This is a genomic window from Novosphingobium sp. (genome assembly GCF_039595395.1).
Taxonomy (GTDB): Bacteria; Pseudomonadota; Alphaproteobacteria; order Sphingomonadales; family Sphingomonadaceae; genus Novosphingobium.
In genome coordinates this window covers 1,125,748-1,151,117 of record NZ_JBCNLP010000006.1, presented here as the reverse complement: position 1 = coordinate 1,151,117, position 25,370 = coordinate 1,125,748, and the positions used below count along the sequence as shown (strand labels likewise).

Sequence of the window (25,370 nt, the reverse complement as noted above, 5' to 3'; positions counted from 1 at the left end):
ATAAATTTCTTGCAGGACAGGGCCTTCACAAAGCCCCGGCCATGCCCATCTCCGCTTCGCCTACCTGACCTCCAGGCGGCTTTTGCCAAGGACATGTCCATGCCCGATCTTTATGCGATGACCGTTCCCGTCTTCATCCGCGCTTTCAAAAATCTCGACCATGTGCTGGCCAAGGCCGAAGACAGCGGCATCGCGGAAGAGGAGCTGTTCGGGGCGCGACTGATCGCGGACATGCTGCCGCTTGCCAAGCAGGTGCAGATCGCATCGGACACGGCCCGTTTCGCGGCGGTGCGCCTGGGTCAGGCCGAGCCTTCGGCCATGGCGGATGAGGAAACCACGCTCGCCCAGTTGCGCGAGCGTGTGGCCAAGACCATCACTTATCTGGAAGCTGTCGATCCCGCTGGCTTTGCCGGTCGCGAGACGGCTGAGGTCATCCTCAAGCTGCCCAAGACCGAACTGACCTTCACCGGCCAGAGCTATACCACCGACTTTGCCCTGCCCAACTTCTTCTTCCACGTCACCATGGCCTATGCGCTGATGCGTATGAAGGGCGTGTCGCTGGGCAAGATGGACTTTCTGGCTGGCGGCAACCCCGTAGCCTGATCAGGTGAGGGGCCAGCGAATGCCGGCGCTGGCCCCTCTTTTGACAGCGGGGAGTCTCAATCCGCTGTCAAAATCTGGCCGCCATCAAAATCCGGTGTTCGTGGGGATGATCAGCAGCCATCCCAGCGGCAGTGGTCATAGCGCCGGGCGTCCCAATAGCGGCGCTCCTGCTCATGGCGCCAATGCCAGTCGCGGCGGGCCTGCCAATAGCCGTCATCGCGACGCCAGCCGTCGCCATGCCAGCCATCACCCCGCCAGCCGTCACCCCGCCAACCATCGTGACGGGCTTCCCAGCCATGACGTGGGCCCCATTCCTGAGCGCTCGCGCTCGAAGCCATGCCCAGCGTTCCGACAAGAGTTGCAGCCATCAGGGCTGCCGAGATGAATTTACGCATGTCGCTTACTCCATCGAAGTTCTGTTACCGCTTCTAGGAGCGCGCAATTGAACGGGGCGTGGCTTGGCTGATGTTTTCAGTTCATCTTTGAATGGTCGATATGGTGGGGTGAGGTCATGTCTCCGCGCTGGTGGCGCGGCCGTTGGTCTCGATGCGTCCGGTCTTTTTGCCCTGTTTCAACCCACAAAGTGTTTGCGATTCCGGGGGAAATGTGAAATTTCGGATGCCGTAAGCCCAAGGCGCCGATGCCCGGCTGATATCCCGCCCCGATGGGCATTCGAATGGCAACGACGCCATCAGTCCGGCTCCCATGGGTCGTACCGATGGCGTTTTTTATTGGAACGAAACCGTGAGGGAATGAACTGCATCCAAATCCTGAAAGGATCGGTGCAGAGATGACCGGACTGACAGAATAACACCCGGACAACGGGCACGGATCACCATAATCAGGGAAGACAATCATGCGCGCGTTTTATGCAGGCCTCTTGCTGGCCGCCAGCTGCCTTGCCACTCCGGCGCTGGCCCAGGACACTCCGCAAACCGCCAGCTTCGGCCTTGGCGAGATCGTGGTGACCGGCACGCAGCCCTCGGCTCCGGACATCACCGGGCAGACGCTGTCGGCCAATGCGATCAGCCTGTTCAACCGTGTCAGCCTCGACGATGCGGTGGGGTTGATGCCCGGCGTCTCGGCGGGCAACAGTGGTGGCACGCGCAATGAGCGGCTGGTCTTCGTGCGCGGCTTCAACCGCTTCGAGGTGCCTCTGACCATCGACGGCATCCGCGTCTATCTGCCCGCCGACAACCGGCTCGATTTCGGGCGTTTCCTGACCAATGATATCGCTCAGGTGCAGGTGGCCAAGGGCTATGTCTCGGTGCTCAACGGGCCGGATGGCATGGGCGGGGCGATCAACCTCGTCACCTCGAAGCCGACCAAACCGCTGGAGGCGCAGGTCAGCGGCACGCTCAATCTGGGGCGTAACGGCGAATATGCGGGCTATTCGACCTCGGCGCTGATCGGCACCAAGCATGACAAGTGGTATGCGCAGGCCTCGATCGGGCGCGCCTACACCGATCACTGGGATCTGGCGGGCGGTTTCAAGCCCACCGCCAATCAGGGCGCGGGCCGTCGCGGGCTGTCCCAGACGGGCGACTGGCGGGTGAATGTGAAGGCCGGTTTCACGCCGAACGCCACCGATGAATATGTCATCAGCTACACCCGGCAGGAGGGCCAGAAGCTGGCCCCGCTGCATGTCACCGATCCGCTTTCGGCGCAGCGTTTCTGGACCTGGCCCGCGTGGAACACGGAAAGCCTCTATCTGCTGACCACCACGCAGCTCGACCCGATTTCCACGCTGAAAACGAGGCTTTATTACAACACCTTCTACAACATGCTGCGCTCCTTCGACACGGCGGCGGAGAACACCCAGACCCTGGGCCGCAGCTTCAACAGCCCCTATTGGGACGATGCGCTGGGTGGTTCGCTGGAACTGACCCTGCGCCCCTCCGCGCGTGAACGTGTGACCATCGGGGCCCAGATGCGCTCCGACCGTCACAAGGAGGCCCAGACCAGCTTCCCCGCGAACACCACCGAGCCGGTGCAGACCGATCTGGAGAACACCTACAGCCTGTCGATCGAGCATGCCTACAACTTCACCCCCGCCATCAGCCTGACGTTGGGCGGCGGCTATGACTGGCGCGATCTGAAGCGTGCCGAGGAGTATGGCGCACCGCTCGGCACGTCGGGCGCCAGCGTGCTCTACAACTATCCGAAGGCGAACAGCAGCACATGGAGCGCTCAGGGCCAGCTCAATTGGGCGGTGAATGCCAGCTCGGCGCTGCATCTCAGCGTCTCGTCCCGCGCCCGTTTTCCCACCATCTTCGAGCGGTTCAGCCAGCGCTTCGGGACCTCCATCCCCAACCCCGGCCTGCAGCCCGAGCGCGCAAGGCAGATCGAACTGGGCGGCTCGACGCAGCTTGGCGTGCTTCATCTGGAGGGCGCGCTGTTCCACGCCCACATCACCAACGCCATCGTGAGCGAAAGCGTGCTGGGCTATGCCTGCACCGCCAGCACCACGCCGGGCCCCTGCGCGCGCACGGTGATGACGCAATCGCTGAATGTGTCACGCGGGAACACCTATGGCGTGGAGGGCAGCTTCTCGGCGCAGGTAACGCCGGGCTTCACGCTGGGCGGCAATTACACCTGGACCCACCGCAACCTTGTCGATCCGGGCAATGCCGCCTTCCGCCCCACCGATGTGCCCACTCACAAGGCCTTCGTCTATGCCGACTGGACCGTGCTGCCCCGCCTGCATCTGGTCCCCAGCGCCGACATCGCGTCGAGCCGCTGGACCGTCACCGATGTCGCGCCCATCGTCTATTACCGCACCGGCGCCTATGTGAATGGCGCGATCAAGGCCGAATATCAGTTGCGCCACGGCACCAGCATCAGCGCCTCGGTGCGCAACCTCTTCGACCAGAACTACCAACTGGTCGATGGCTATCCCGAGGCCGGGCGCAGCTATCAGCTCTCGCTCAAGGCCAGCTATTGAGGGCTGCCCGCCCCCTGCGCCATCAAACGCGCAGGGGGCGGATTGAGTTTGTTTCTGCCTCGGATGGGTAGGGGCATGGCTGGAACCCTTTTGGTGTCGCCGGGTTGATCAGCCGAGAGGAAACCGATCATGGCGACAGAGACGCTCGACACATCTGACGGCCTGAAACCGGCGAGGGACCTGGCCGAGGGCATGCAGATGGCATTTCCCGGTGCCTCCCCCGCTTATCTGGAGGCCCGCAAGGCATTGCTGGCTGAAGAAATCGAGCTGCGTCGGCATGCCACCCGGTTGGTGCAGCAGCGGCAGGCTCTTCCTCCTGGGCCGATCATTGCCGCGGCCTATCGCTTCAAGGATGAGCAGGGCTTCGAGGCAACACTGGCCGATCTGTTTGGCGACAAGGATACGCTGGTCGCCTATTTCTGGATGTATGGACCCCAGCGGGAGCGGCCTTGCCCGATGTGCACCAATTGGCTCGGCGCGGTGAACGGCAATGCGGCCGATATCAAGCAGCGCGTCGCCCTGAAGATTTTCGGCCGTTCCCCGGTCGACCGGCAATATGCCTTCGCGCAGGAGCGCGGATGGCGGCATCTTGATTTCGTGCAGACCGTCGGCGACGATTATGCCCGTGATCTGGGCCTGCTGAATGAGGACGGCACCGAGAACCCCGCTCTGGTGGTCTTCCGGAAAGACGGTCCATCCATTCGCCTGTTCTGGATGAGCCAGATGCGCCGGGAGATGGCCGATCCGGGTCAGGATCCGCGCGATTCTCCCGATATCGCCAGCCTCTGGTCGGTGCTGGACCTGACGCCGCATGGGCGCGGCACAGATTGGTATCCAAGACTGTCATATTGACCGGCCCGGTCTGGAGCACCGCCCATGCCAGAACGCCTGACAAAAAGGGCGGCACCGGCAGCGCAAGCCAACCGGTGCCGCCCTCTTTTCACCGCAGGATCACCCGTGCAGCACGGCTGTCTCCAGCGCGGCGACATGGGCCTGAGGCACGGCGGTCACATGCAGCACCACATCCTGGAAATCGTCGTCGCTCTTTCCGCCCGAGCGCAGCATATCCTCGAAGCCGATGCGGATCGTGCCCGATCCATCGCTCGCCACGCCCGAGAGCACATGCTGCATCCCGTCGACATTGGCCGCCGCCGAGGTCGAGAAGAAGGTCGTCGCCCCGCTGATCGCCGTGCCATTGTTGGCCAGCGCCAGATGACCGTTCTGGCTGATGATCGACAGGTTGGTGCTGCTCAGCGCAGAGCCCAGCGTGCTGGCGCCGTTCTGCACCAGGAAGAAGCCCAACTGGTGCCCGGCATCCACACCGGTGACGCTGATCGCGCTTCCGGCATTCTTGGCGTCGGCGGCGATGATATGCACATCCGAGATCTGCCCCGTGGCGCTGTCCACCTCATAGACGCCGATGGTGTTGTGGAAGCTGGCCCCGCCCATCGCCTCGACATCGACGGTGAAAGCTGTGGAGGTGTCGCCGCTCAGATAGGCCTGATTGACGATGCCGTTGATCGCGCTGCCCGATACGGACATGTTTTCGCTGAGCGCTGCCAGATAGGACTGGAAGGTCACGATGGTGTCATTGCCCGAATGGGCGACCATGATGTCCCCGCCTGAAAGGCCTGCGGTCAGATGCAGTGCGCCGCCACCGAAGTTGAGCGCCGTGGTGGCCCCGCTGCCTGACACCGTGAAGTCGGAGCGGTGGAAATCGGAGCTCTGGATAAGGATGCGGTCTTCCCTGCCGAAATCGGTGATCGTGTCCCCCAGCAGCTCATTGAGCAGCGAACGCACCGTATCGGCCCCGGCGCCCAGCGTGATCGTGTCGATCCCCAGGCCACCGTTGACGATATCGTCGCCCGCGCCCGCATCGATGACATTGTTGCCGGCGTCGCCGGTGATCGTGTCACTGCCGGTCGAGCCGCCGAAGGTCTCGGCCACATCCTGCACTGCCAGCGTGATGGTCGAGGTGGTGTGCAGCCCGCCCTGATCGGTGGCGGTGATGTCGAGGCTGATGCTGTGCTGCGCCTCATAATCGATGTTGGCGCCCGCCGCGACCAGCAGCTTGTTGTCCTGAATGACAAAGCGGCTGTCAGCGGTGGCCAGCGCATAGGTGAGCGTGCTGTTCGCATCGGGATCATGCCCGTCAAGCGTGCCGATCACCGTGCCGCCGACCGAATTCTCGACCACCATGGTATTGCTGATGGTGACGCGGGCGGGGGCTTCGTTCACATCGCTGACAAGGATGGCGACGGTCTTGGTGAAGCTCAGCCCGCCGCTGTCTGTGGCCGAGATGGTGATGCTGGCGCTGGCCAGCGTCTCGTGATCGAGCGCTGCCGTGGTGGTGATGACGCCGGTCGCCGCATCGATGGCGAAGAGGCCCTTGGCATTGTCAGTCAGCGCATAGACCATCGCGCCACCCTCGGCATCGACGGCCGCTGCCGTTCCGACCACCGTACCGGCGGGCAGGTTTTCGGCTACGCTGGCATTGGTGAGGGTGATGTCGGTGGGCGCCTCATTCACATCGGCAATGGCGATGGTGACGGTCTTGGAAACGCTCAGCCCGCCGCTGTCGGTGGCCGAGATGGTGATGTTGGCGCTGGCCAGCGTCTCGTGATCGAGCGCCGCCGTGGTGGTGATGACGCCGGTCGTCGCATCGATGGCGAAGAGGCCCTTGGCATTGTCAGTCAGCGCATAGACCATCGCGCCGCCCTCGGCATCAATGGCCGCTGCCGTGCCGACCACCGTCCCGGCAGGCAGGTTCTCGGCTACGCTGGCATTGGTGAGGGTAATGCCGGTGGGGGCGGTGTTGACCGGAGTGGTCGTGGCGCCGGGCAGATAGATCGTGGCCACCACCTGATCGTGGTCGGTAATCGGCTGCACGGTCTGCTCGGCGTTGACATGCACCGCGTCGAAACCCGCGCCGCTGGTCAGATTGCTGCTGACCAGAATGTTGTCGAAAGCCTGCGAAGCGCCTTCATAGAGGTAGGAGTAGCGCTCCTCCTCGGGCAGCAGCGAATAGAGGTTGGTGAAGCTGCCATCCTTGGTGAAGGTGCTCAGCGCGGTTTCGTAATAATAGCCGTTGAAGTCGCCCAGGATCACCATCTTGGTCGAGGGATCGGCGGCCTGCAGCGCATCGGTATAGGCCTTGATCGCCTCGGCCTGCGCCGTGCGCGAGGAATCCCCCGCCTGCGTCGCGGGCTGATCTGCGCCCCATGCCGATTCCGAACCGCCGCGTGAGGTGGAGTGAACGTCGATCACCGTCACGGTCTGGCCGTTGAACTGGAATTCCGCCGCCAGTGGGCTGCGGCTGCCGGTGAAGGCGGCGCCGGGCACCAGTTCGGCGCTGCCCTCGACATAGGTCACGCGCTCGGGGTTGTAGAAGAAGCCGTTGCGGATGTTGCCGCCCGGCTCGCCGCCGGTGCTGCCCGCTGTGGTGGGGGCAATTTCGACATAGACATAGGTCGGGCCGCCCGCCGCCACGATGGCGTCGATCACCTTCTGCGCCGTGGCCGCGCCCGACAGGTCGCTGCCGCTGCCCGCGCCATCGGCGTCCTGAATTTCCTGAGCGCCGATGATGTCGGGCGAGCCCAGATTGTTCACCACCTCCTTGCCGATGGCGTCGAACTTGGCCTGCGGATCGGTGGGATCGGCATTTTCCATGTTGAAGCTGGCGATGGAGAGATGATCGGCATCGCCCTTCAGCGCGGTCACCTCCTGCGTGGTCTCCTTGTCGACCAGCGTGGTGACGGCCTGCGTGGGCAGCAGTTCGGGCGAGTTGTAATAGGTCAGAATGCCGGTGACATTGTTCAGAATGTCACCCAGCGTGTGATTGGGCACATAGCCGGGCAGCACGGTGTTGTCGGCAAAGATCTGGATGCGCTCGGGCGCGGCATCGGTGCCCGACAGGGTGATGCCGCCGCGATCGTTCATATTGGTCGCGCCTTCGCCCGCCGAGGCGACGACATAGGTGTTCTTGCCGGAGGTCGGCCCCACGACGATCGGCGTTTCCACCGTCACCAGCATGCCTTCGAGCGATTCGTAGAAATCGATGCCGTCGTGCTGCGGATCGTAAGAGGTCATGCCATCGTCATCGATGACATTGGTGGGGGGCAAAATGCCGTCCACGCCGATCACGATGGCGGCGGGCAGCGCATTGTCATGCGAGACCACGGTGACGGTGGGCGTGTTGATCTCGGTGACGGTCAGCGATCCGGCGGCGGGCTGGAATTCGGTGACGACGCCCGAGACCTGCACGCTGTCGCCCACCGCAACGGTCGGGGCGCTGCCCACGAAAACCTGAATGGCATCCGAAGCGCCGGTCTCGCGATGGCTGGTCGGGTCCTGGATCCAGAAGCTGTTGCTGCTGATCGCCGTGACGATGCCGGTGGTGCTCACCGTCTGGCCGACCACGGGCGAGGTATGGGCCGCGCCCTGGATCTGATAGATCGCCAGCTCGATGGGATCGTCGTTCAGGATCGTGCCGGTGGCGCTGGCATGGTTGATCTGCGCATTGCCCACCGGATTGCTCAGCGTCAGCGAGAGGGCTTCATTGTCCTCGCCCACCGTGTCGCCGATCACGCCGATGGTGATCGTCTTGGCGACCTCGCCCACGCCGAAGGTCAGCGTGCCCGAAAGCGGGGTGGCGGTGATGTCGTCTGCCGATACCGTGCCCAGATCGATATGATAATCGACGCTGGCCGCCGCCGCCGAGCCGCCCGCGCGGGTGACGGTGAAGGTCAGCGGGGTGACGCCGCTGTTGCCTTCATTGATCCTGGTGTCGCTGACGCTGAAGAAGCTGGTGCCGGTGGCGGGCAGGAAGCTCTGGCCGGTGTTGATCGCGCCCGCGCCGCTGGCGCCTGCGGCGGGCATGGTGCCGAAGGTGTTCTGCGCGGCATTCTGCCAGGTGAAGTCGCCATAGTTCGAGCCCGTGCCCGAAAGCTGGAGCGAATAGCCGGTGGTGACCGAGGTTTCCGACACGCCGATGTCGGTGCTGGTCATGCCGTCGGCCGCGCCGCCCTTGGCGGTCATCGTGCCTTCATAGGAGAGGAACTGCACCACATGGCCGCTGGCATCGACCAGGGCCATGCCGCTGGGCGAGCCGTTCTGGATGCCATTGCTGGCATAGGCGAAGGTCAGCGTGCCATAGCCATGGTCCTGATCGGGGATCACGCCGGTCAGCGCGCGGGTGCTGTAGGCCGCGCCGCTGGTGCCGTTGTAGAGCACCAGCGTCCAGCCCGTCAGATCGGTGCCCGCCGGGCCGGCCAGCTCGATGGCCTCGCCGCTGTCGGTGCCGACATTGTCGTAATGCAGCTCGTTGATGAAGACCACGCTGGTGGGGTCGTCATCGATGATCGTGCCCACAGCCTGCGCGCGGACGATCACCGCGCCGCCTGTGGGGTCGAGCAGGTTGACGGTGAAGGTCTCGTTGGGCTCGATCGCCGTGTCGCCCACGATGCCCACCAGCAGCGTGGCGGTGGTTTGCCCGTCGGCAAAGGTCACGGTACCCAGAGCGCCCCAATTCGGATCGAGATCGTCGCCGCTCGCCGTGCCCAGCGCGAGCTGATAATCGATCATGATCTCACCCACGCTGCCGCCCGCGCGCGTCAGCACGAAAGCCATCGACTGGATGCCGCTGTTGCCCTCGACGATCGAGGCATCGGCGATGGAGATCGTGCCCGACGCCGGGACGGGATCGTCGTTCAGGATGGTGCCCGTGGCGGTGGCCTGGGCGATGGTGGCGCCGCCGGTGGGGGCGCTCAGGGTGATGCCGAAGGTCTTGTCGACTTCATAATTGACGTTGCCGCCCACATACACCACCGCATCGGCAGTGGTCGCGCCATCGGCAAAGGTGACCGTGGCATTGGCGGGGGCGATGACATCATATGATTTGGCAGTGCCGTTGTAGGTGAGGGCATAGCTGGCGGTGACCACCCCGTCGCTGCCGCCCGTGCGGGTGACGGTGAAATGCATCTCGGTGGTGGCGTTGCCCTCCAACACGCTGGCATCGGCGATGGAGAGGGTGCCCGCGTGATCGTCATTGACGATGGTGGCGCTGGCCGAGGCGGTGGCGATGGCGGCGTACTGGGCGCCGCTCAGCGTCACCACGAAGCCTTCGTCATTTTCCGCGAGATGGTCGCCGGTGACGGTGACGCTGATGGTCTTCTGCGTCTCGCCATCGGCGAAGCTGACCGTGCCGGAGGGCAGGGTGCCGCCGAAATCGGCCGCATTGGCGCCGTTGGTCGCCGCGCCAGTCACGGCATAGTTCACGCTGGCCGTGCCGGTGGCGTCGCTGCGGGTGACGGTGAATGTGAAGAGTGTGCTGTCGCCGGGCGCGCCCTCGCTCAGGCTGGCGTTAACAGCGGCGATGGAGAGCGTGGCGCCGGGCGTCGGCGGCGTAACGGTACCGGCGGGGGCGGTGTAGGTCTGCCCGTTGTTGATCGCATCATAGGTGCTGGCGGCCGATGCTGCCCAGCTGAAATCCTCGTAATAGCTGCCGCTGCCGGTCAGTTGCAGCGAGGTGCCGACGGGAGTCGAGGTGGTTTCCTGCTGGATGACATCCACACTGGTCATCCCGGCGGCGGGGCCGTTGGAGGCTGTCAGCACACCCTCGTAAGACAGGAATTGCACCACCTGCCCCTGGGCGTTGACCAGCGCGAAGCCATCGGGCGAGCCGTTCTGCAGGCCATCCTGCGGGTAGGTGACCATCATCGTCCCCAGCCCGCTGCCATTGTCGACCAGCACCCCCGACAGGGTCTGCACGGTGCCATAGGTGACAGCGGCAGCGGCTGTGGCGGCAGTGGCTCCGCCATTGTAGAGAACGATCGTCCAGCCGGTCAGATCGGTGCCGGGGATGCCGGCGATTTCAATCGCCTCATCCTTATCGGTGCCGAGATTGTCGTAATGGAACTCGTTGATGAAGACCGACGTGGACATGGTGCATGAATCCCAGAAAACAAAAAACGATGCGGGGGTGGCGATCGCGACAGGCAGCAGCCAGCCATTACCGCCCGGACGTTATGTTCGAAGCGGTTTCATGACCAGAAAAGGGATGCTGATTCAGTCTTGATAAAAAATTTATATAATCCAGACTGTCTCACATCGAAGAATGACTTCATTGTCCTGTCGTATCGGTACACCCTCCGACTGACCGTCATTTGCTAGGAATAAAATAAGACATAACTGTTACGTCAAGAAAAATTCGTCATTCAACTTATATATTTATATTTTAATACAAATTATGCGACGAAATTCCAGCAACGGGTCTGGACAGATTGTGCAGGCAGAAGCTAGGGCCCCGTCCCGTTCGGGGCATGGGCAGCCCCGCCGAGGATTTCCCCCTTTCATGCGTGTGCTTTCCAGGATCGTGTTGTGCCCCCTTGCCGGGGCAGCGCTGCTGTGCGGAGCGGTTTCCGCTCTGGCGCAAACCGGGCTGCACGCTTTGCCTGTGCCTCAGGGCGATCCGCTGGCGATCGATCCGGCGCAGGATCCGGTTCTGGCATTGGGCGAAGCCGCTGGCGCGGAGGATGCTTTCCGGCAGGCCCTGGCCGAGGCGGTGGCGCGCAACCCCGCTCTGGCCGAGGCGCAGGCCGCCGGAGAGGAGGCCCGCGCCGCCCGCAGCGAGGCGCGCACTGCCCGGCTGCCCACAGTGACTTTGGGCCTGTCGAGCTATCGCACCCTGTCGCGCAGCTTCGACAACGATCCCAATTATGTCATCGAGCGCCTGCGTGCCCCGCAGCGGACCGACACCACCGTTTCGCTGGACCAGCCCTTGTTCGACGGTGGTGCGAGCAATCGCCGCATCGGCGCGGCGGGTGACCGGTTGCGCGCGGCGGCGGCCGGCGTGGACAGCGCGGCGGAGGATATCGCCCTGCGCGCCATTGCGGCATGGTATGATGTCTATGCCGGGCGGACGCTGGTGCAGCTCGATATGGGCTATGCTCAGGAAATCGGCATGATGCGCGCGGCACTGGCCGAGCGTATCGAGCGCGGCGCCTCGGCCCCCACCGATGTGGCGCGCATGGACAGCGTGGCGGCCTCCATTGCCACGCGGCTGGCCGGTTATCGCCGCCAACTGGCCAATGCCGAGGCGCGCTTCAGCCAATTGACCGGAGCCCCGCCGCCCGGCACGCTGGACCGTGCCCCTCTGCTGGGGCAAGCCCCCGAGGATGGCGCCGCCGCGCGCCAGGCCGCCGATGACAGCCCTGCCGTGCAGGGCGCGCAGGCTCAGGCCGCGGGCAGTCGCAAGGATGCGCGGGCCGCCCATGCCGATCTGTTGCCAAGGGTCAGCGCGGGGATGGATGCGGGCCGTTATGGCGTGTTCGAGAACGATCAGAATTACGATGTGCGCGCGCGCGTCTCGCTCAATTACCGCTTTTCCTTTGGTGCCAGCGCTCATGCCCATCAGGCCGATGCCCGTGCCAGCGCCGCCCTTGCCCGCGCCGACCGCGTGCGTGAGGAAGCCGCGCGCGATGCCGCCATCGCCCGCTCCGACCTTGATGCCCTGAACGAGCAGATCGCGGCCTTGCGGGTCAGTTACATCGCCGCGCGCCGCTCACGCGATGTGCTGGCCGAGCGGTTTCGCGTCTCGCGCGGGGACCTCTTCGATGTGATGGCCTCCAACACCGCCATGTTCGACGCCGCCGCCGCCTATATTGAGGCGCTCTCGCAGCGCGATGCGGCTCATTATGTTCTGCTTTCCCGCACGGGCCGTCTGCTGCCCGCGCTGGGGCTTGCTTCTGCCATGGAACGGATCATCCGATGACACGCGAGATCGACATCGCGCCTGCCCGCCCCCGCTTTGCGCCCTGGCTGGTCCAGCCGATGCTGGAAAACAAGGCGATCTATCTGAAGGTCGCGCTGGCGGCGGCGATGATCAACCTGTTCGGGCTGGGGTCGTCACTGTTTTCGATGACGGTCTACGACCGGGTGGTGCCCAACAATGCCACATCCTCGCTGATCGGCCTGAGCATCGGGTTGGGCATTGTGGTGGTGTTCGATTTTGTTTTGCGATCCCTGCGCAGCTATTTCGTCGACATGGCGGGGATGGATATCGACCGCAAGCTGGGCGGCGCGGCTTTCGCACGGCTGCTGGCGCTGCGGCTGGACCTGCGCAAGGGCTCGACCGGATCGCTGGCGGCGATGATGCGCGAGCTGGAGACGCTGCGCGATTTCTTCGCCTCGGCCACGCTGACGGCTCTGGTTGATGTGCCTTTTATCGCGCTCACCTTGGTGGTGATCGCGGCGATGGGGGGCTGGGTGGTGCTGGTGCCGCTGGCGATGGTGCCTCTGGTCATCCTCTCGGGGCTGGCGACCTATCCGGCGCTGGACCGTCTCTCGGCCAAATCGATGGGTGAGGGGCTGGCCAAGCAATCGGTGCTGGTCGAGACCATCGGCGCGATCGAGACGGTGAAGACCAGCGGTGCCGGCGGCCTGATGGGGCGGCGCTGGCTGGCGGCGATCGACCACCATGCGGATTCGTCGCTGCGGCAGCGGCTGGTGGGAGCGATCGGGGTGAACATTGCCACCTCGGCGCAGACCATTTCCTATGCCGGGGTGATTATTCTGGGTGTGTCGATGATCGCGGCGCATCAACTGACCTCGGGCGCGCTGATCGCCTGTTCGCTGCTGGGCGGGCGGGCGGTGGCGCCGCTGGGGCAGATCGCGCAATTGCTCTCGCGTCTGACCGCGACGCGCACCGCCTATCGCCAGCTTGATGGCATGATGGCCATGCCGGTCGAGGGCGGCGAGGGCGAGCCTTTGCGCCCCGCCCGTATCGAGGGCGGGATCGAGTTCCGCAATGTGTCCTTCCGCTATCCCGGCGCTGCCGAAAAGGCGCTGAGCGAGGTCAATTTCACGATCCGCCCCGGTGAGCATGTGGCTTTGCTGGGCCGGGTGGGCTCGGGCAAATCGACCATCGCGCGCATGGCTCTGGGCCTCTATCCGCCTGCGGAGGGCATGGTGCGGATCGATGGCACCGATCTGGCACAGGTCGACATTGCCTTTCTGCGCAGCCAGATCGGTGCGGCCCTTCAGGAAAGCGTTCTGTTCACCGGAACGGTACGCGACAACATCGTGCTGGATCGCGCCATCGACGATGACGAGCTGCTGCGCCTGTCCGGCATTTCGGGCGCGCATGAGTTTATCGGCCGTATGGCCAATGGTTATGATCTGAAGCTGGGTGATCGGGGTGACAGCCTGTCGGGCGGGCAGCGCCAGTCGATCGCGCTGGCCCGCGCGTTGGCGGGACAGCCGCCGATGCTGATCTTCGACGAACCCACCAGCGCCATGGATGTCGGCAGCGAAGGCGCGCTGATTGCTCGGTTGGAGCGGGAATTGAAGGGCAAAACCCTGATGCTGATTACCCATCGTCCCTCGCTGCTCAGGCTGGTGGACCGGATCATCCTGCTTGAGGGCGGGCGCGTGGTGGCCGATGGCCCGCGTGATGCGGTGCTGGCCCAGATCGCGCAGGTGGCGGCATGATGCATCTGGAAGACCGCGCCGCGCGTATCCGCCCCAATGCGGCTTCGAACCTGCTGCTGTGGTGCATCGCGGGCTTTTTCGCTCTGGCGATCCTCTGGGCCTGTTTTACCCAATTGGATCGTACTGTGCACGGACAAGGGCGGGTAATCCCCACCGCGCGACTGCAGACCGTTTCCAATCTGGAGGGCGGGATGGTGGCCGCCATTCTGGTGAAACCGGGCATGGATGTGGCCGCGGGCACGCCGCTCATCCAGCTCGACCGCACCGCCAGCACCGCTGAACTGGGCAGCGGCGAGGCGACTGTCGAGGCGCTGAAGGCGCGTACTTCGCGTTTGGCCGCTGAAGTTGCGGGTTCCGCGCCGCATTTCGCACCTGCTGCGCAAGGTGAAGCGGTGATCCGCGAAAAGGCCGCCTATGCCGCGCGTCAGGCCGAGTTGGCCGGAACCATGGCCACCGCCGAGGCGCGCATCGCTCAGGCCCAGCGCGCCATTGCCGAGGCCGATGCCACCCATGCCGCCAAGCTGGCTCTGCGCGATACCGCCAGGGAACAGGCCGAGGTGCTGCGCCCGCTGGTGGAGAAAGGCATCGAGCCACGCCTCTCGCTGGTGCAGGCCCGCAATGCCGCCATCGCCGCGCAGAGCGAGGCCGAGGCTGCCGCCGCCACGGCTCAGCGCGCCCGAGCCGCTCTGGCCGAGGCGCGGGCCAGCATGGGGCAGCAGCGGCAGGAGTGGCGCGCCCATGCGGCAACCGATCTGGCTGCTGCTCAGGGCGAATTGTCCTCGCGCCAGAATGCCTTGCCCGCGCTGGCCGACAAGGCGCAGCGCACGGTGGTGCGCGCGCCCATGGCCGGGCGCATCAACCGTCTGCTGTTCACCACGCTGGGCGGGTCGGTGCGCGCGGGGGAGCCTTTGCTCGAACTGGTGCCCGCCGATGGCGCGCTGACCGTTGAGGCTATGGTCAAGCCCGAGGATATCGCCTTTGTCCGCAAGGGGCAGCGCGCTCTGGTGAAGATCACCGCCTATGATTATTCGGTCTATGGCGGGCTGGAAGGCAAGGTCAGCGATATCTCGCCCGATGCCACCGTGGAGGAACGCACCGGCGAGGCGCATTACACCGTGCGGGTCAGCGTTCAGGCCGGTGCGCTGAAAGGGCCCGATGGCGCCCCTTTGCCGATCGGGCCGGGGATGGTGGCCGATGTGAACCTGATTGGCGATAAGCGCTCGATCATGCGTTACCTGCTCACGCCGTTCACGCGCCTGTCGGGCGAGGCCTTCCGCGAGCGCTGAGGCCATCTGACAGGGAGGGGGGCCTCATGCCCGTTGGGCGTTGCTTCAGGCGGATCACGTCCCCATGTTGATCGCCTCGATCAGATCCCGATGGGAGGGTAATTCGCGAATGGCCTGATCGCTGAAATTGCGGATGCGGGCAAACATCGAACCGGCATCGCTCTGCCCTGCCGGGCCGCCGACAGCTTCGGTGCAATACTCCATCCCGTAGAGGATGTATTGGTAGTTGAAGAAAGAAAAGGTTTCGACATCGATGAGGAAGTCGAAACGGCCCGGAGGGCGATGGCGCCAGCGATCGAGCATGGTTTGCAGGGAAGGGGGAATGGAGGCCGGGTCAACATTCTCGCGCCAATAGGTCTCGTCTCTCCGGCTCAGGCAGTAATGCAGCTTCAGGAAATTGACGAGATTGTCGTAACGCGCTGTCATCAGCATGTTGAACCGGTCGGCCGAGGCATCGACGGGGCCGTGGAAAGGGAACATCTCCGCGATCATGGCGGCGGCCGCCTCGATCACCACGATGCCGGTCGATTCAAGCGGCTCGACAAAGCCGCCGGACATGCCCACCGCCACGCAATTGCCCACCCATTGCCGCGCGCGATAGCCCGGCTCGAAGCTGATCAGCCGCGCATCCTGCGCCGCTTCGCCCACCCCGCGATGGTCGGCGAGCACAGCCCTCGCGCGATCCTCGCTCATATGCGCGCTGGAATAGACGCAGCCCACGCCGCGCTTGTCGCGCAGGCCGATGTCCCAGATCCATCCTGCCTCATGCGCGGCGGCCAGCGTATAGCTGGGCAAGGGGGCATCAGCCGTGGGGCCGGGAACGTGGCAGGCCAGCGCTCGGTCGTTGAAGAGGATGTGCTTCACGGAAGTGAAGGGTTCTGCCAGCGCGCCACCGATCAACTCGGACCGCAGACCGGTGCAATCCACATAAAGGTCGGCACCCATCTCGCCGCCGCGCTCGAATTGCAGATGGTCGATGGTGCCGGTCTGGTCCATCGCGGCATGCAGCAGGCGATCCTGATGGTGCACGACGCCCAGCGTTCTGGCGCGATCGGCCAAGATGGCGGAAAACCGCGCGGCGTCGAAATGATAGGCATAGTTGAGCGGTGCGGCAAAGCCCGGCTCGGCACCGGTTTTGGGTCCGCGATGATGTTGCCCGACGCGCTGCTGGATCGTCACGGCCTCGGCAAAGGGCGGGCGCGATGCCTTGTCCTGCGACAGCCAGTGCGACACCAGATTGGCGTCATGCGCATAGAGCGGCGCTTCGAAAGGATGGATGAAGTGGCTGTGGCGGCCATCGACCGGCGTATCCAGCCAATCGTCGAAGCGGATGCCCTGTTTGAAGGTCGCGGCGGTTTCGCGGATAAAGGCGAATTCGTCGATGCCGAGAAATTCCAGCGTGCTGCGCAGCGTCGGGAAGGCGCCCTCGCCCACGCCTGCGATGCCGATCCTGGGGTCTTCGACCAGCGTGATCGACAGGGCGGGGTGGCGGGGCAGATCGAAAAATTTCGCCAGATAACAGGCCGTCAACCAGCCTGCGGTGCCGCCGCCGACAATCAGGATCTCGCGTTTGCCCTCCACGCTCTGCCCTCTACCCTTTTTAGCTGCGCACGAACAGGTTTTTGATCCATGCCGGGCCAGCCCTTGCGGCCTGCCGCCAGTCGTCCACCCCGGTTGCCGGAACATAGCCCAGCGGATTGAACAGACGGACCCGCCCCTGCCGAAAGGCGCGGGGGCGCAGCGTCACCAGCGTGAAGCCATGCTCCAGCGCCGTTGCGGCCAGCAGCCCGTCACGCTGGTCCTCATAGCCCAACTGGGCGGCGCGGCGCACCACCGGGGCATCGATGCTCAGCACGCGCCCGTTGAAGGCCTGCATCACCTGATCGTCGATCCATGCGCGCCAGACCGCCCCGGCGGCCTTGTCCTGCCGCGCGACATGGACAGCCTCGCTTTCCAGCTCATGAAGAATGAGCGCCGAGATGAACAGGCTCTGGCGCGATACGCCGGTAGCCCAGGCGGTCAGCCCCGGATCGGCGGTGCCGCCGCGCGCCTCGCGCAGGGCCAGCACAATCGGCGTATCGAGCAGATGCATCAGCGGCTGGCCGGTCGATGCTGCCAGGGATCGCCTTGCGGGCCATCCTGCCGTGCACGGGGCAGCGCGACAACGGATGGCGCGGCGAGCAGGTCGACGATGCTTTCGGTTTCGCCCGAGAGGCGCTGGAAGGCCTCGATGCTCATCAGCACATGGGTGGGGCGCCCGCGATCGGTGACGAACACTGGTTCGAATCGCGCCGCCCGTTTGGCCTGGCCCACGTCCTGATTGAATTCACGGCTGGACATTGCCCGCATGCCTTGCCTCCATCCCTCTGCTTATAATGTAGGTACGTTACTACAATGTAGCATGGTCGCAACAGAAGGGCGATGGCCTTGAAGAAAATGTCGGTCATCGGGCTGGCCCGGCTGGTTCGGGCTTGCGCGATGCCGCCGGCTTGGCTCCTTTCGCCCCCAATCGCGGTGCCCGAGCGCCGCCAAGGGGAATGGGAAAGGTCTTATGACGCAGGGGATGATCGAGAGTCTGAGGTCGACGGTGGCCGGGGTGCTGTCACCGCATGGACCGGCGGTGCAGGCAAGCCACAGCTATACGCCGGGTGATTTCAGCGTGCATTTCTTCATGCAGTTGGCGGTGATCCTGCTGGCCTGCCGCATCGTGGGCTGGGCGGGCAAAAAGCTCTTCAATCAGCCTCAGGTCGTGGGCGAGATGATCGCGGGCGTGGTGCTGGGGCCGTCGCTGCTGGGGCTGCTGTTCCCGGATGCGCAACTGGCCCTGTTCCCCAGGGAGACGCGCAATGTGCTCTATGCCGGGGCGCAATTGGGCGTGGGGCTGTATATGTTCATGGTGGGCCTGACCCTGCGGCTCGACCATGTGCGCAGCAAGGCCAAAAGCGCGAGCATGGTGTCGGGCGCGGGGATTGTCGTGCCCTTTGTGATGGCCGCGCTGATCACGCCCTGGCTGCTTGACGTGCCGGGGCTGTTCCTGCCCGGCGTCAGCCAGGCCAATGCCACGTTGTTCATGGGCGCCTGCATCGCGCTGACCGCTTTTCCCATGCTGGCGCGCATCATCAACGAGCGCGGGCTGGCCAATTCCTCGCTGGGCACGCTGTCGCTGACGGCGGGCGCCTTTGACGATGCCGCCTCCTGGTGTGTGCTGGCCATCGTGCTGGCGACTTTTGGCGGCGGTCCGGGTGTGGCTCTGCTGGCGATCGGCGGAGCGGTGCTGTACGTCGGCTTCATGCTGCTGTGGGGCCGCCGCCTGCTGGCGCCGCTGGGCGCAGCGGTGGAGGCCAAGGGCGAGATGAGCATGACCGTTCTGGCGGTGACGCTGATCCTCTTCTGCCTGTCGGCCTTCCTGATGGATGCGATCGGCATCCACGCCATCTTCGGCGGTTTCGTGATGGGCGCCTGCATGCCGCGCGGCCTGTTCGTGGAGGAGCTGCAACGCAAGGTCGAGCCGCTGGCCGTGGTGCTGCTGCTGCCGATGTTCTTCACCTATTCGGGGCTCAACACGCGGATGGACATGGTCAATTCGCTGCCGCTGCTGCTGGTGGCGTTGGCTGTGCTCGCGGTGTCCGTGCTGGCCAAATTCGGGGCCTGCTGGGCTGCGGCGCGCCTTTCGGGCGAGGACAACCGCACGGCGCTGGGGATCGGTGCACTGATGAACTCGCGCGGGCTGATGGAGCTGATCATCATCAACATCGGCCTGCAGAAGGGCATCATCGGCCCGGCGCTGTTCTCGATGCTGGTGCTGATGGCCATCGTGACGACGATGATGGCCGGGCCGCTGTTCGAGCTGGTCTATGGCCGCCGCGCCCGCAGCGAGGGCGAGCTGGACGCCCTTCCCGATGGCCTGGTGCTCGACGCCGCCTGATCCCGGAGACAGTCATGGTCCATTTTACCGGTCGGGCGCTTGCGCCCGCCGTGATGGGGGCGGCTGTGCTCGCCCTCGCCGGGGGAAGCGTGTCTTGCGCGCAGGCTCAGGACATCACGCTCAAGCCTCTGATCGATGCCCGCCTGCGCTATGAGCATGTCGAGCAGGCGGGTATCGCCGACAGCGCCGATGCCCTGACCTTGCGCCTGCGCAGCGGCGCGCAGGCCGATACGGGCCCCTTTTCCGCCATTGTGGAAGGGGAAGGGACCCTCGCGCTCGACGGGCGCTACAATGACGGGTTCAACGGGCGGCCCTTGCCGCTGGTCGCCGACCCCCAGACGGTGCAACTGACAAGGGCGCAGCTCAGCTACGCCAACCGGGGGATCAAGGTGACCGCCGGGCGCCAGTTGCTGGAACTGGCTGACCAGCGCTTTGTCGGATCGATGCCCTGGCGCCAGAACGAGCAGACCTTCGATGCCGTGCGCGTGCAATGGGCCGGGGTCGGAGGGCTCAGCGTGGATGCCTCCTACTCATGGTCGGTGCGTACCGTGAACGGCATTCAGGGCACCCCGGCGCGGCCGCAGTCGATCCCCGGCCACAACTGGTTCGGCATTGTGGGCTATGCCACGCCGCTCGGCACTGTGTCGGCCTTTGCCTATCTGGTGGATCAGGACTCGGTCGCGCTGTCGGCCTATCAGCTCTCCAGCCAGACCTATGGCGTGCGTCTGGCGGGCAGCAGGCCGCTGGGGGATGGGCTGAAGCTGTCCTATATCGGCAGTGTCGCGTGGCAGAGCAATTATGCGCGAAACCCCAATGATTACAGCGTGCTCTATGGGCTGGGCGAAGCGACACTGGCGGGCAAGGTTCTGGCTGGCACGGTGGGTTATGAAGTTCTGGGTGCTGACAAGGGCATCGCGCTGACCAGCGTGCAGACCCCGCTCGCCTCCTTCTTCCGCTGGCAGGGCTGGGCCGGTAAGCTCTCCACCACCCCGCCCAATGGGTTGCGTGATGCCTATGCGACGCTGGCGACCAACTGGAAGGGGCGCGGCAAGATCAAGAGCTATGGTCTGGCGGCAACCTATCACCGTTTCGACAGTGACCGCCTGTCGCTGCACTATGGCGATGAGCTGGATCTGGCCGCGACGGCGCGGATCGGGCGCTATGCGGCGGCTGTTCGCTATGCGCGCTATCATGCGGATAGCTTTGCCACCAACACCAACAAGCTGTTCGTGACGCTGGACTGGATATGGTGAGGGCGCTGCCCGCACGCTAGGCCTGAGCGGGAAGTAGCAGCCAGACCATCAGCGCCAGCGGCATGGCGGCGAGTGCCAGCCCGCGCCATGCCCGCGCCGGGCTGCTCGCGTGAAACACCGTCATGGCGATGGCGGCAAAGAGGATGAAGCTGGCCAGCGTGGCGGCGGTGACCGCTTCGCTGCGCGCCATGCCGCAGCGCGCCAGCACCAGTGAGAGCGCCACCGTTGCCAGCGCGGCGACGACATAGGCGCCCAGCGTCCCCGCCAGCGTGCGCGAGGCCACCGACCAGCGGTGGCGTGCCGCCGTGGAGAAGATCGATTTGGGCATGGAAAGGCCTTTCATCGGCGCAGCAGGGCGAGGATGCGCTCGCGGTTGGTCTGGGCGGTGAGGGTGATGGCAGAGCCGACGGAGAGCCATCCGCACCAGACCAGCGTGCCATAAGTCCAGCCAAAACCCAGCCCGGCGATGGCGAAAGCGGCGGTGAGCAGGGCAAAGCCGGAGATCCGCAGCAGGCGGCCGGTGGGCGGGGGCAGCTTGCGTTTCAGCCAGTCCTGCTGGTGGCGGGCCATGGCCAACAGCAGCAGCGCAAAGCCGAGCAGGCAGGGCAGAGCAGTGAGCAGATGGGTCATGCCGCGATCTCCTGTCTGGCGCGTTGGCGGGGGGCAGGGCGCGCCTTGCGCTGGGCCAGTCTGCGCGCGGTGAAGGCAAAGCCGCCCGCCAGCGCCAGCATGGCAAGGTCGAAACCGGCAAAGACCCAGTCCCCGGCGGGCAGGCTCTGGCCGAGGCCGCGCGTGGTGGTCAGGGCATTGAGCAAGGGAATGGCGGCGAAAAGCGTGCCGCACAGGGCCAGCATTTCGATCCATGCGCGCGCGGCATGGCAGGCAAAGGCGCGGCCCAGGCCCCACACCAGCACGCCGCCCCAGGCGATAAACAGGCTGTTGATCTCCCATGCGGCGCGGTCGGGCATGTCAAAGGGCAGCAGGCGGTTGGCGAGGAAATAGGCCGCGATCCCCAGCGGGCTCCCAAGGATAAAGCCGATGTTGAGCCCCTCGACCAGCCGGAAGCCGAAGTGAGGCCGCGCCGGATCGGGCAGGCGGGCGCGGCGTTTGACGCACCACAGGCACAGGCCTGTCGCCACCATCGCCACGCCGCCAAGGCCCGAAAAGGCCAGCAGCCAGCGCAGCCCATAGCCGGCAAACTCTGCCATATGCAGATCGACCATCACCCGCCATGTGGCTTGCGCGGCGCCTTTCTCGGTTTGGTTCGAGGGCAAGGGCGCCCCGCTCGCCCCGTCGAGATAGAGCGAGGGATAGGATGGACGGCCCCAGCCTCCCTGCTCGGGATAGAGGGTGATGGTGGCGTTGCTGTCGCCGGGATGGTCGATGCCGATGGTGGTCGGCAGGGCGCCATCCCATTGGCCTCGCGCCGTTTCGATCATGCGGGCGAGAGGGATGGTGGGCACGGCTTTGCCGCCGGCTTCGCGTTCGGGGGCGGCGGCATAGGCGGCTTTGTAAAAGGCCTGCCGATCGGGGAAGTTGGCGGCCAGCGCCCATGGCATCAGCGTGAACAACAAGGTCGCCAGGCCGGTGTAGGTGATCATCAGATAGAAGGGCAGCACCAGCACGGCGCTGGCATTATGCGCGTCGAGCCAGCTTCGCTGGCCCTTGCCGAAGCGCAGCATGAAGAAGTCGGTGAAGATCTTCTTGTGGGTGACAACGCCTGACAGGATCGCCACCAGCATTGCCAGAGCCGCGATGCTCACCAGCATGCGTGCCCACATCACCGGCATGTAATGCAGGTCGAAATGGAACCGATAGAGGAAATAACCGCCTTTGGTGGCGCGGATCTGCGCCTGCTCTCCGGTGGCGGGGTCCAGGGTCATGCGGTTGCCGGTCTCGCCGCGTTTCTGGCCCTTCATCCGCCATGACAGGTCCAGTCCGCTGCCCCCGCGGGCATTGGGCAGCGAGACGGAAGCGCTTTCCGCTCCCGCCGCGCGGGCCTTCAGCACCGCATCGGCAGCAGCAAGAGCGCGAGGGGAGACCCGCGTTTCCGAGGACAGTTCCGGCCGCATCCAGCCGTCGATCTCATGCTGGAAAAAGGCCGCCGTGCCGAAGACGAAGATCACATAAAGCACCCAGCCCGGCAGCAGCCCGACCCATGTGTGCAGCCATGCCATCGACTGGCGCAGGCCCTGCTTGGGCTGACCCTGTGTCATGATGCGCGCTCCCTCCGGCCCATCAGAAGCCGTATTTCACCGAGAAGGCGACATTGCGCGGGATGCCCAGCGAATAGGATGTCGCCCAGTAATCCCGCCCGGTGATGTTGGCGATGTTGAGGTCGAAGCGCAGCGCATGCCTGTCCACCTGCGTCTTGAAATGCAGGCCCAGGTCGAAGATCGTATAGCCGGGGATCTTCTGCAGATTGGCGCTGTCCTTGTACATCGTGCCCGCGTAATAGGCGCCGCCCGTCACCGACAGGCCCGGCACCCATGGCAGGCTGTAATCCAGATAGGCCTTGAGCAGCCGGTCGCTCACGCCGGTGGGGCGGGTGCCGATCAGCGTGGGATCGGCGGCTTTGGTGACCTTCAGATCCATGAAGGAGCCGCCCAGCACCGTTGAGAGATGTTTGGTCAATTGCCCGGTGACGGTCAGCTCCAGCCCCTGGTGCACCTGCACGCCATCCTGGGTGATGGTGATCTTGCCGTCGGGCGTGCGGCCCTCATAGGAATTGGCCTTCTCGATGCGGTAAAGCGCGCTGGTCAGCAGCAAGGCGCTGGAGGGGGCATATTTCACCCCCACCTCATATTGCTTGGACAGGAAGGGTTTTAAAATCTGCCCCGGATTGCTGTAGGCGGGGTCATTGGGGATGATCGTCCCCTGCTCCAGCCCCTGCATATAGCTGGCATAGGTGGTGAGGCGCTTGACCGGCTTGAACACCAGCGAGACGGTGGGCGTATAGGCCGTCTTGTCATAGGCCGAGGAGGTCACGCCGGTCGCCGTGTAATTCTTCGCGTTGATCGTGGTGCGGTTGAGGCCGACCAGCGCGCCCAGTCGGTCGGTGAACTGGATATCGTCGCCGATGATGACGTTGGCGTTGGTGGTGTAGCTGGATTTGTAGGTACCGTCCCAATCCGTGGCGTTCAGCGCGGTGGGCATGGCCCAGCTCATCAGATCGTCGGGATTGGTGAAAGCGGGCGAGGCGGTTGCGCTGACCGAAGCGGTGAGATGCCTGACCACCCGCAGACTGTCACCCGAAGCGCCCAGCGTCAGATGATGCCTGATGCCAAAAGTCTGGAAGCTGCTGTCGAGATAGGCATAGGCCCCCATCGCAAAATTCCACGATGGCGCGCTGCGTGAAGGCCAGCCGTTCGCATAGCCGCTGTCCTCATAATAGGCCGGATAGATGTTGATCGATTCCGACTGGTCGCGCTTGTAGAGATAGGCGGCGCGCAGGCTGAATGTATCGTCCAGCTTCCATTTCACATTGGCGCCGATGCGGTCGGTCTTGGTCTGGTTGTAGGTCCAGCTTGGCGTATAGGTCTTGCTGTTGTCCAGCGCGGGGATCCAGTGGTTGAGCGCGCCAAAGCTGCTGTTGGCATAGGCATAGAAGCGGGAATCGATACCCTGCAGCCGGTAATAGGTATGGGCGCCTTCCACCTGCACCAGCAGATTGGGCGCGGCATTCCAGTCGATGGCGCCGCTGATCAGCGTGCGGGCCAGATTCTGGTTCTTCTTGGAGGTGCGGCCATCCTGCCATGAGACATTCAGGCGATAGGCCAGCACCCCGTTCTTATCGATACGGTTGCCCAGATCGACATGAGCGAACCACTGCTGGCCGCCATAATTGCCCCCGGTTATATCGGCGGTGCGGCTGTAGGTCGGGCGCTTCAGCACATAATTGGCGACGCCGCCCGGATTGCCCGCACCATACATGAAGCCCGACAGGCCGTTCATGATCTCGACCCGCTCCAGCTCCTCGGTGGCGATGCCGGTCAGGGTGGAGGACAGGCGCAGCCCATCGACAATGCCTTTCTGGGAATCGAAGCCGCGGATCGTCACATAGGGCGTGCCATAGACGGTGGAGGGCGCGGAATTCTGCACCACCGGGTTCATCTTGAAGATCTGGTCCATGTCCGAAGCGACCATGGTCTCGATCATCTGATGCGATGTGATATTGATCGAATAGGGCGTGTCGATGATCGCCTTGGCGCCCCATGGGCCGCTGCTGGCGGCGGCGTCGATCTGCTCATTGTGGCCGAGTACCAGAATGGGCGTGCCGCGCCTGATGGCGTCTTCATCGGCATCGGCTTCGGATGTGTCGCCCCCGGCACTGGCCAGAATGGCCGCAGCCTTGTCCTCGACGCGCAGCGTATCGAGCGTCATGGCGCCGGTGGTGGCCGGGGCGATCGTCACCGCATCGGCCCCGCTGGCGTGTGCGACCAGCCCGGTGCCCGACAGCAGTTGCGAGAGCGCATCGCGGGAGGACATTTGCCCGCTTAGCCCGGCTGTGGTGCGGCCTCTGGTCAGGGCGGCGTCATAGTTGAGCTGCAGGCCGCTCTGCTGGGCAAAACGGTTGAGCGCATCGCTCAGCGCGCCCGCCGGAATGGTGTAGGCATGCGTGGCAAGGGAGCTTTGCGCCGCTGCACTGGCCGCGAAAAGCAGTGTGCCTCCCGCCAGAGCCGAGCCCGCAAGCAAGGCCGTGGCCAGCAGGCGCGCGGCCGCACGGCCGTTCCCGATCATCTCGTTCATTCAAGACCCCCATCGTCGTCCATCAGGCATCGCAATTTTGCTGTTGCGACGCATTCTCGAAATTGGAGACGGAGCGGGGATGGAAATGACGACCAAGCGTCGCAGATTTTTTTGAAAAAAAG

The 25,370-nt window shown here is 64.6% G+C and carries 18 protein-coding genes; 9 read left to right on the top strand and 9 right to left on the bottom strand.

The window, feature by feature from the left end; genetic code table 11:
• The first annotated feature begins 99 nt into the window (after positions 1-99).
• Complete coding sequence (locus ABDW49_RS24885) at positions 100-603, top strand: DUF1993 domain-containing protein (RefSeq protein WP_343616208.1); 504 nt, start codon at positions 100-102, stop codon at positions 601-603.
• 110 nt (positions 604-713) lie between these two features.
• On the opposite strand, the gene ABDW49_RS24880 is transcribed toward ABDW49_RS24885, so the two are convergent.
• Positions 714-998: a hypothetical protein gene (locus ABDW49_RS24880; RefSeq protein ID WP_343616207.1), complete on the bottom strand. Its 285-nt coding sequence runs from the start codon at positions 996-998 to the stop codon at positions 714-716.
• Between the two features lie 461 nt (positions 999-1,459).
• Here ABDW49_RS24880 and ABDW49_RS24875 point away from each other — a divergent pair, with 461 nt between their 5' ends.
• Both ABDW49_RS24875 and ABDW49_RS24870 read left to right on the top strand, forming a co-directional pair.
• On the top strand, positions 1,460-3,547 hold the full coding sequence (locus ABDW49_RS24875) for a TonB-dependent receptor (protein WP_343616205.1): 2,088 nt from the start codon (positions 1,460-1,462) through the stop codon (positions 3,545-3,547).
• A gap of 129 nt (positions 3,548-3,676) precedes the next feature.
• The gene (locus ABDW49_RS24870) at positions 3,677-4,399 is read left to right on the top strand and encodes a DUF899 family protein (RefSeq protein WP_343616203.1); all 723 of its coding nucleotides are present in this window, start codon (positions 3,677-3,679) and stop codon (positions 4,397-4,399) included.
• 99 nt (positions 4,400-4,498) lie between these two features.
• On the opposite strand, the gene ABDW49_RS24865 is transcribed toward ABDW49_RS24870, so the two are convergent.
• Positions 4,499-10,489, bottom strand: coding sequence for a cadherin domain-containing protein (locus tag ABDW49_RS24865; RefSeq protein ID WP_343616201.1), 5,991 nt, complete (start codon positions 10,487-10,489; stop codon positions 4,499-4,501).
• Between ABDW49_RS24865 and ABDW49_RS24860 the strand changes: the two genes are divergently transcribed.
• The 4 genes from ABDW49_RS24860 to ABDW49_RS24845 all read left to right on the top strand — a co-directional run bounded on the left by ABDW49_RS24860 (position 10,470) and on the right by ABDW49_RS24845 (position 15,321).
• Positions 10,470-10,622, top strand: a complete 153-nt coding sequence (locus ABDW49_RS24860; protein WP_343616199.1) for a hypothetical protein — start codon at positions 10,470-10,472, stop codon at positions 10,620-10,622. The genes ABDW49_RS24865 and ABDW49_RS24860 overlap by 20 nt on opposite strands.
• A gap of 276 nt (positions 10,623-10,898) precedes the next feature.
• Positions 10,899-12,317, top strand: coding sequence for a TolC family protein (locus ABDW49_RS24855; RefSeq protein WP_343616197.1), 1,419 nt, complete (start codon positions 10,899-10,901; stop codon positions 12,315-12,317).
• Positions 12,314-14,035, top strand: coding sequence for a type I secretion system permease/ATPase (locus tag ABDW49_RS24850; protein ID WP_343616195.1), 1,722 nt, complete (start codon positions 12,314-12,316; stop codon positions 14,033-14,035). The genes ABDW49_RS24855 and ABDW49_RS24850 overlap by 4 nt, the downstream gene beginning before the upstream one ends.
• The gene (locus ABDW49_RS24845) at positions 14,032-15,321 is read left to right on the top strand and encodes an HlyD family type I secretion periplasmic adaptor subunit (RefSeq protein WP_343616193.1); all 1,290 of its coding nucleotides are present in this window, start codon (positions 14,032-14,034) and stop codon (positions 15,319-15,321) included. The genes ABDW49_RS24850 and ABDW49_RS24845 overlap by 4 nt, the downstream gene beginning before the upstream one ends.
• A 54-nt stretch (positions 15,322-15,375) precedes the next feature.
• Here the strand turns inward: ABDW49_RS24845 and ABDW49_RS24840 are convergent, their stop codons facing one another.
• Genes ABDW49_RS24840 through ABDW49_RS24830 form a run of 3 tightly spaced genes read right to left on the bottom strand, consistent with a single transcriptional unit; the run spans position 15,376 to position 17,661 of the window.
• Complete coding sequence (locus ABDW49_RS24840; RefSeq protein WP_343616191.1) at positions 15,376-16,902, bottom strand: tryptophan halogenase family protein; 1,527 nt, start codon at positions 16,900-16,902, stop codon at positions 15,376-15,378.
• Between the two features lie 19 nt (positions 16,903-16,921).
• A complete protein-coding gene (locus tag ABDW49_RS24835; RefSeq protein WP_343616190.1) occupies positions 16,922-17,413 on the bottom strand; it encodes a PIN domain-containing protein in 492 nt (163 codons plus the stop codon).
• Complete coding sequence (locus ABDW49_RS24830) at positions 17,413-17,661, bottom strand: type II toxin-antitoxin system Phd/YefM family antitoxin (protein WP_343616189.1); 249 nt, start codon at positions 17,659-17,661, stop codon at positions 17,413-17,415. Before ABDW49_RS24830 ends, ABDW49_RS24835 begins: the two co-directional genes overlap by 1 nt.
• Positions 17,662-17,884: 223 nt before the next feature.
• Here ABDW49_RS24830 and ABDW49_RS24825 point away from each other — a divergent pair, with 223 nt between their 5' ends.
• Both ABDW49_RS24825 and ABDW49_RS24820 read left to right on the top strand, forming a co-directional pair.
• Entirely contained in the window at positions 17,885-19,246 is a 1,362-nt protein-coding gene (locus ABDW49_RS24825; protein WP_343616187.1) for a cation:proton antiporter, read from the top strand.
• 14 nt (positions 19,247-19,260) lie between these two features.
• Complete coding sequence (locus ABDW49_RS24820; RefSeq protein ID WP_343616185.1) at positions 19,261-20,499, top strand: alginate export family protein; 1,239 nt, start codon at positions 19,261-19,263, stop codon at positions 20,497-20,499.
• A 16-nt stretch (positions 20,500-20,515) separates the two neighbouring features.
• Here ABDW49_RS24820 and ABDW49_RS24815 read toward each other — a convergent pair whose 3' ends face one another.
• The 4 genes from ABDW49_RS24815 to ABDW49_RS24800 are packed head-to-tail and all read right to left on the bottom strand — an operon-like array spanning position 20,516 to position 25,248.
• Positions 20,516-20,827 carry a hypothetical protein gene (locus ABDW49_RS24815; protein WP_343616183.1) on the bottom strand — a complete coding sequence of 104 codons (312 nt, stop codon included), beginning with the start codon at positions 20,825-20,827 and terminating at the stop codon, positions 20,516-20,518.
• 11 nt (positions 20,828-20,838) lie between these two features.
• Positions 20,839-21,129, bottom strand: a complete 291-nt coding sequence (locus ABDW49_RS24810; RefSeq protein ID WP_343616181.1) for a DUF3325 domain-containing protein — start codon at positions 21,127-21,129, stop codon at positions 20,839-20,841.
• Complete coding sequence (locus ABDW49_RS24805; RefSeq protein ID WP_343616179.1) at positions 21,126-22,715, bottom strand: PepSY-associated TM helix domain-containing protein; 1,590 nt, start codon at positions 22,713-22,715, stop codon at positions 21,126-21,128. Before ABDW49_RS24805 ends, ABDW49_RS24810 begins: the two co-directional genes overlap by 4 nt.
• 22 nt (positions 22,716-22,737) lie before the next feature.
• Positions 22,738-25,248: a TonB-dependent receptor gene (locus tag ABDW49_RS24800; RefSeq protein ID WP_343616177.1), complete on the bottom strand. Its 2,511-nt coding sequence runs from the start codon at positions 25,246-25,248 to the stop codon at positions 22,738-22,740.
• Positions 25,249-25,370: the final 122 nt, after the last annotated feature.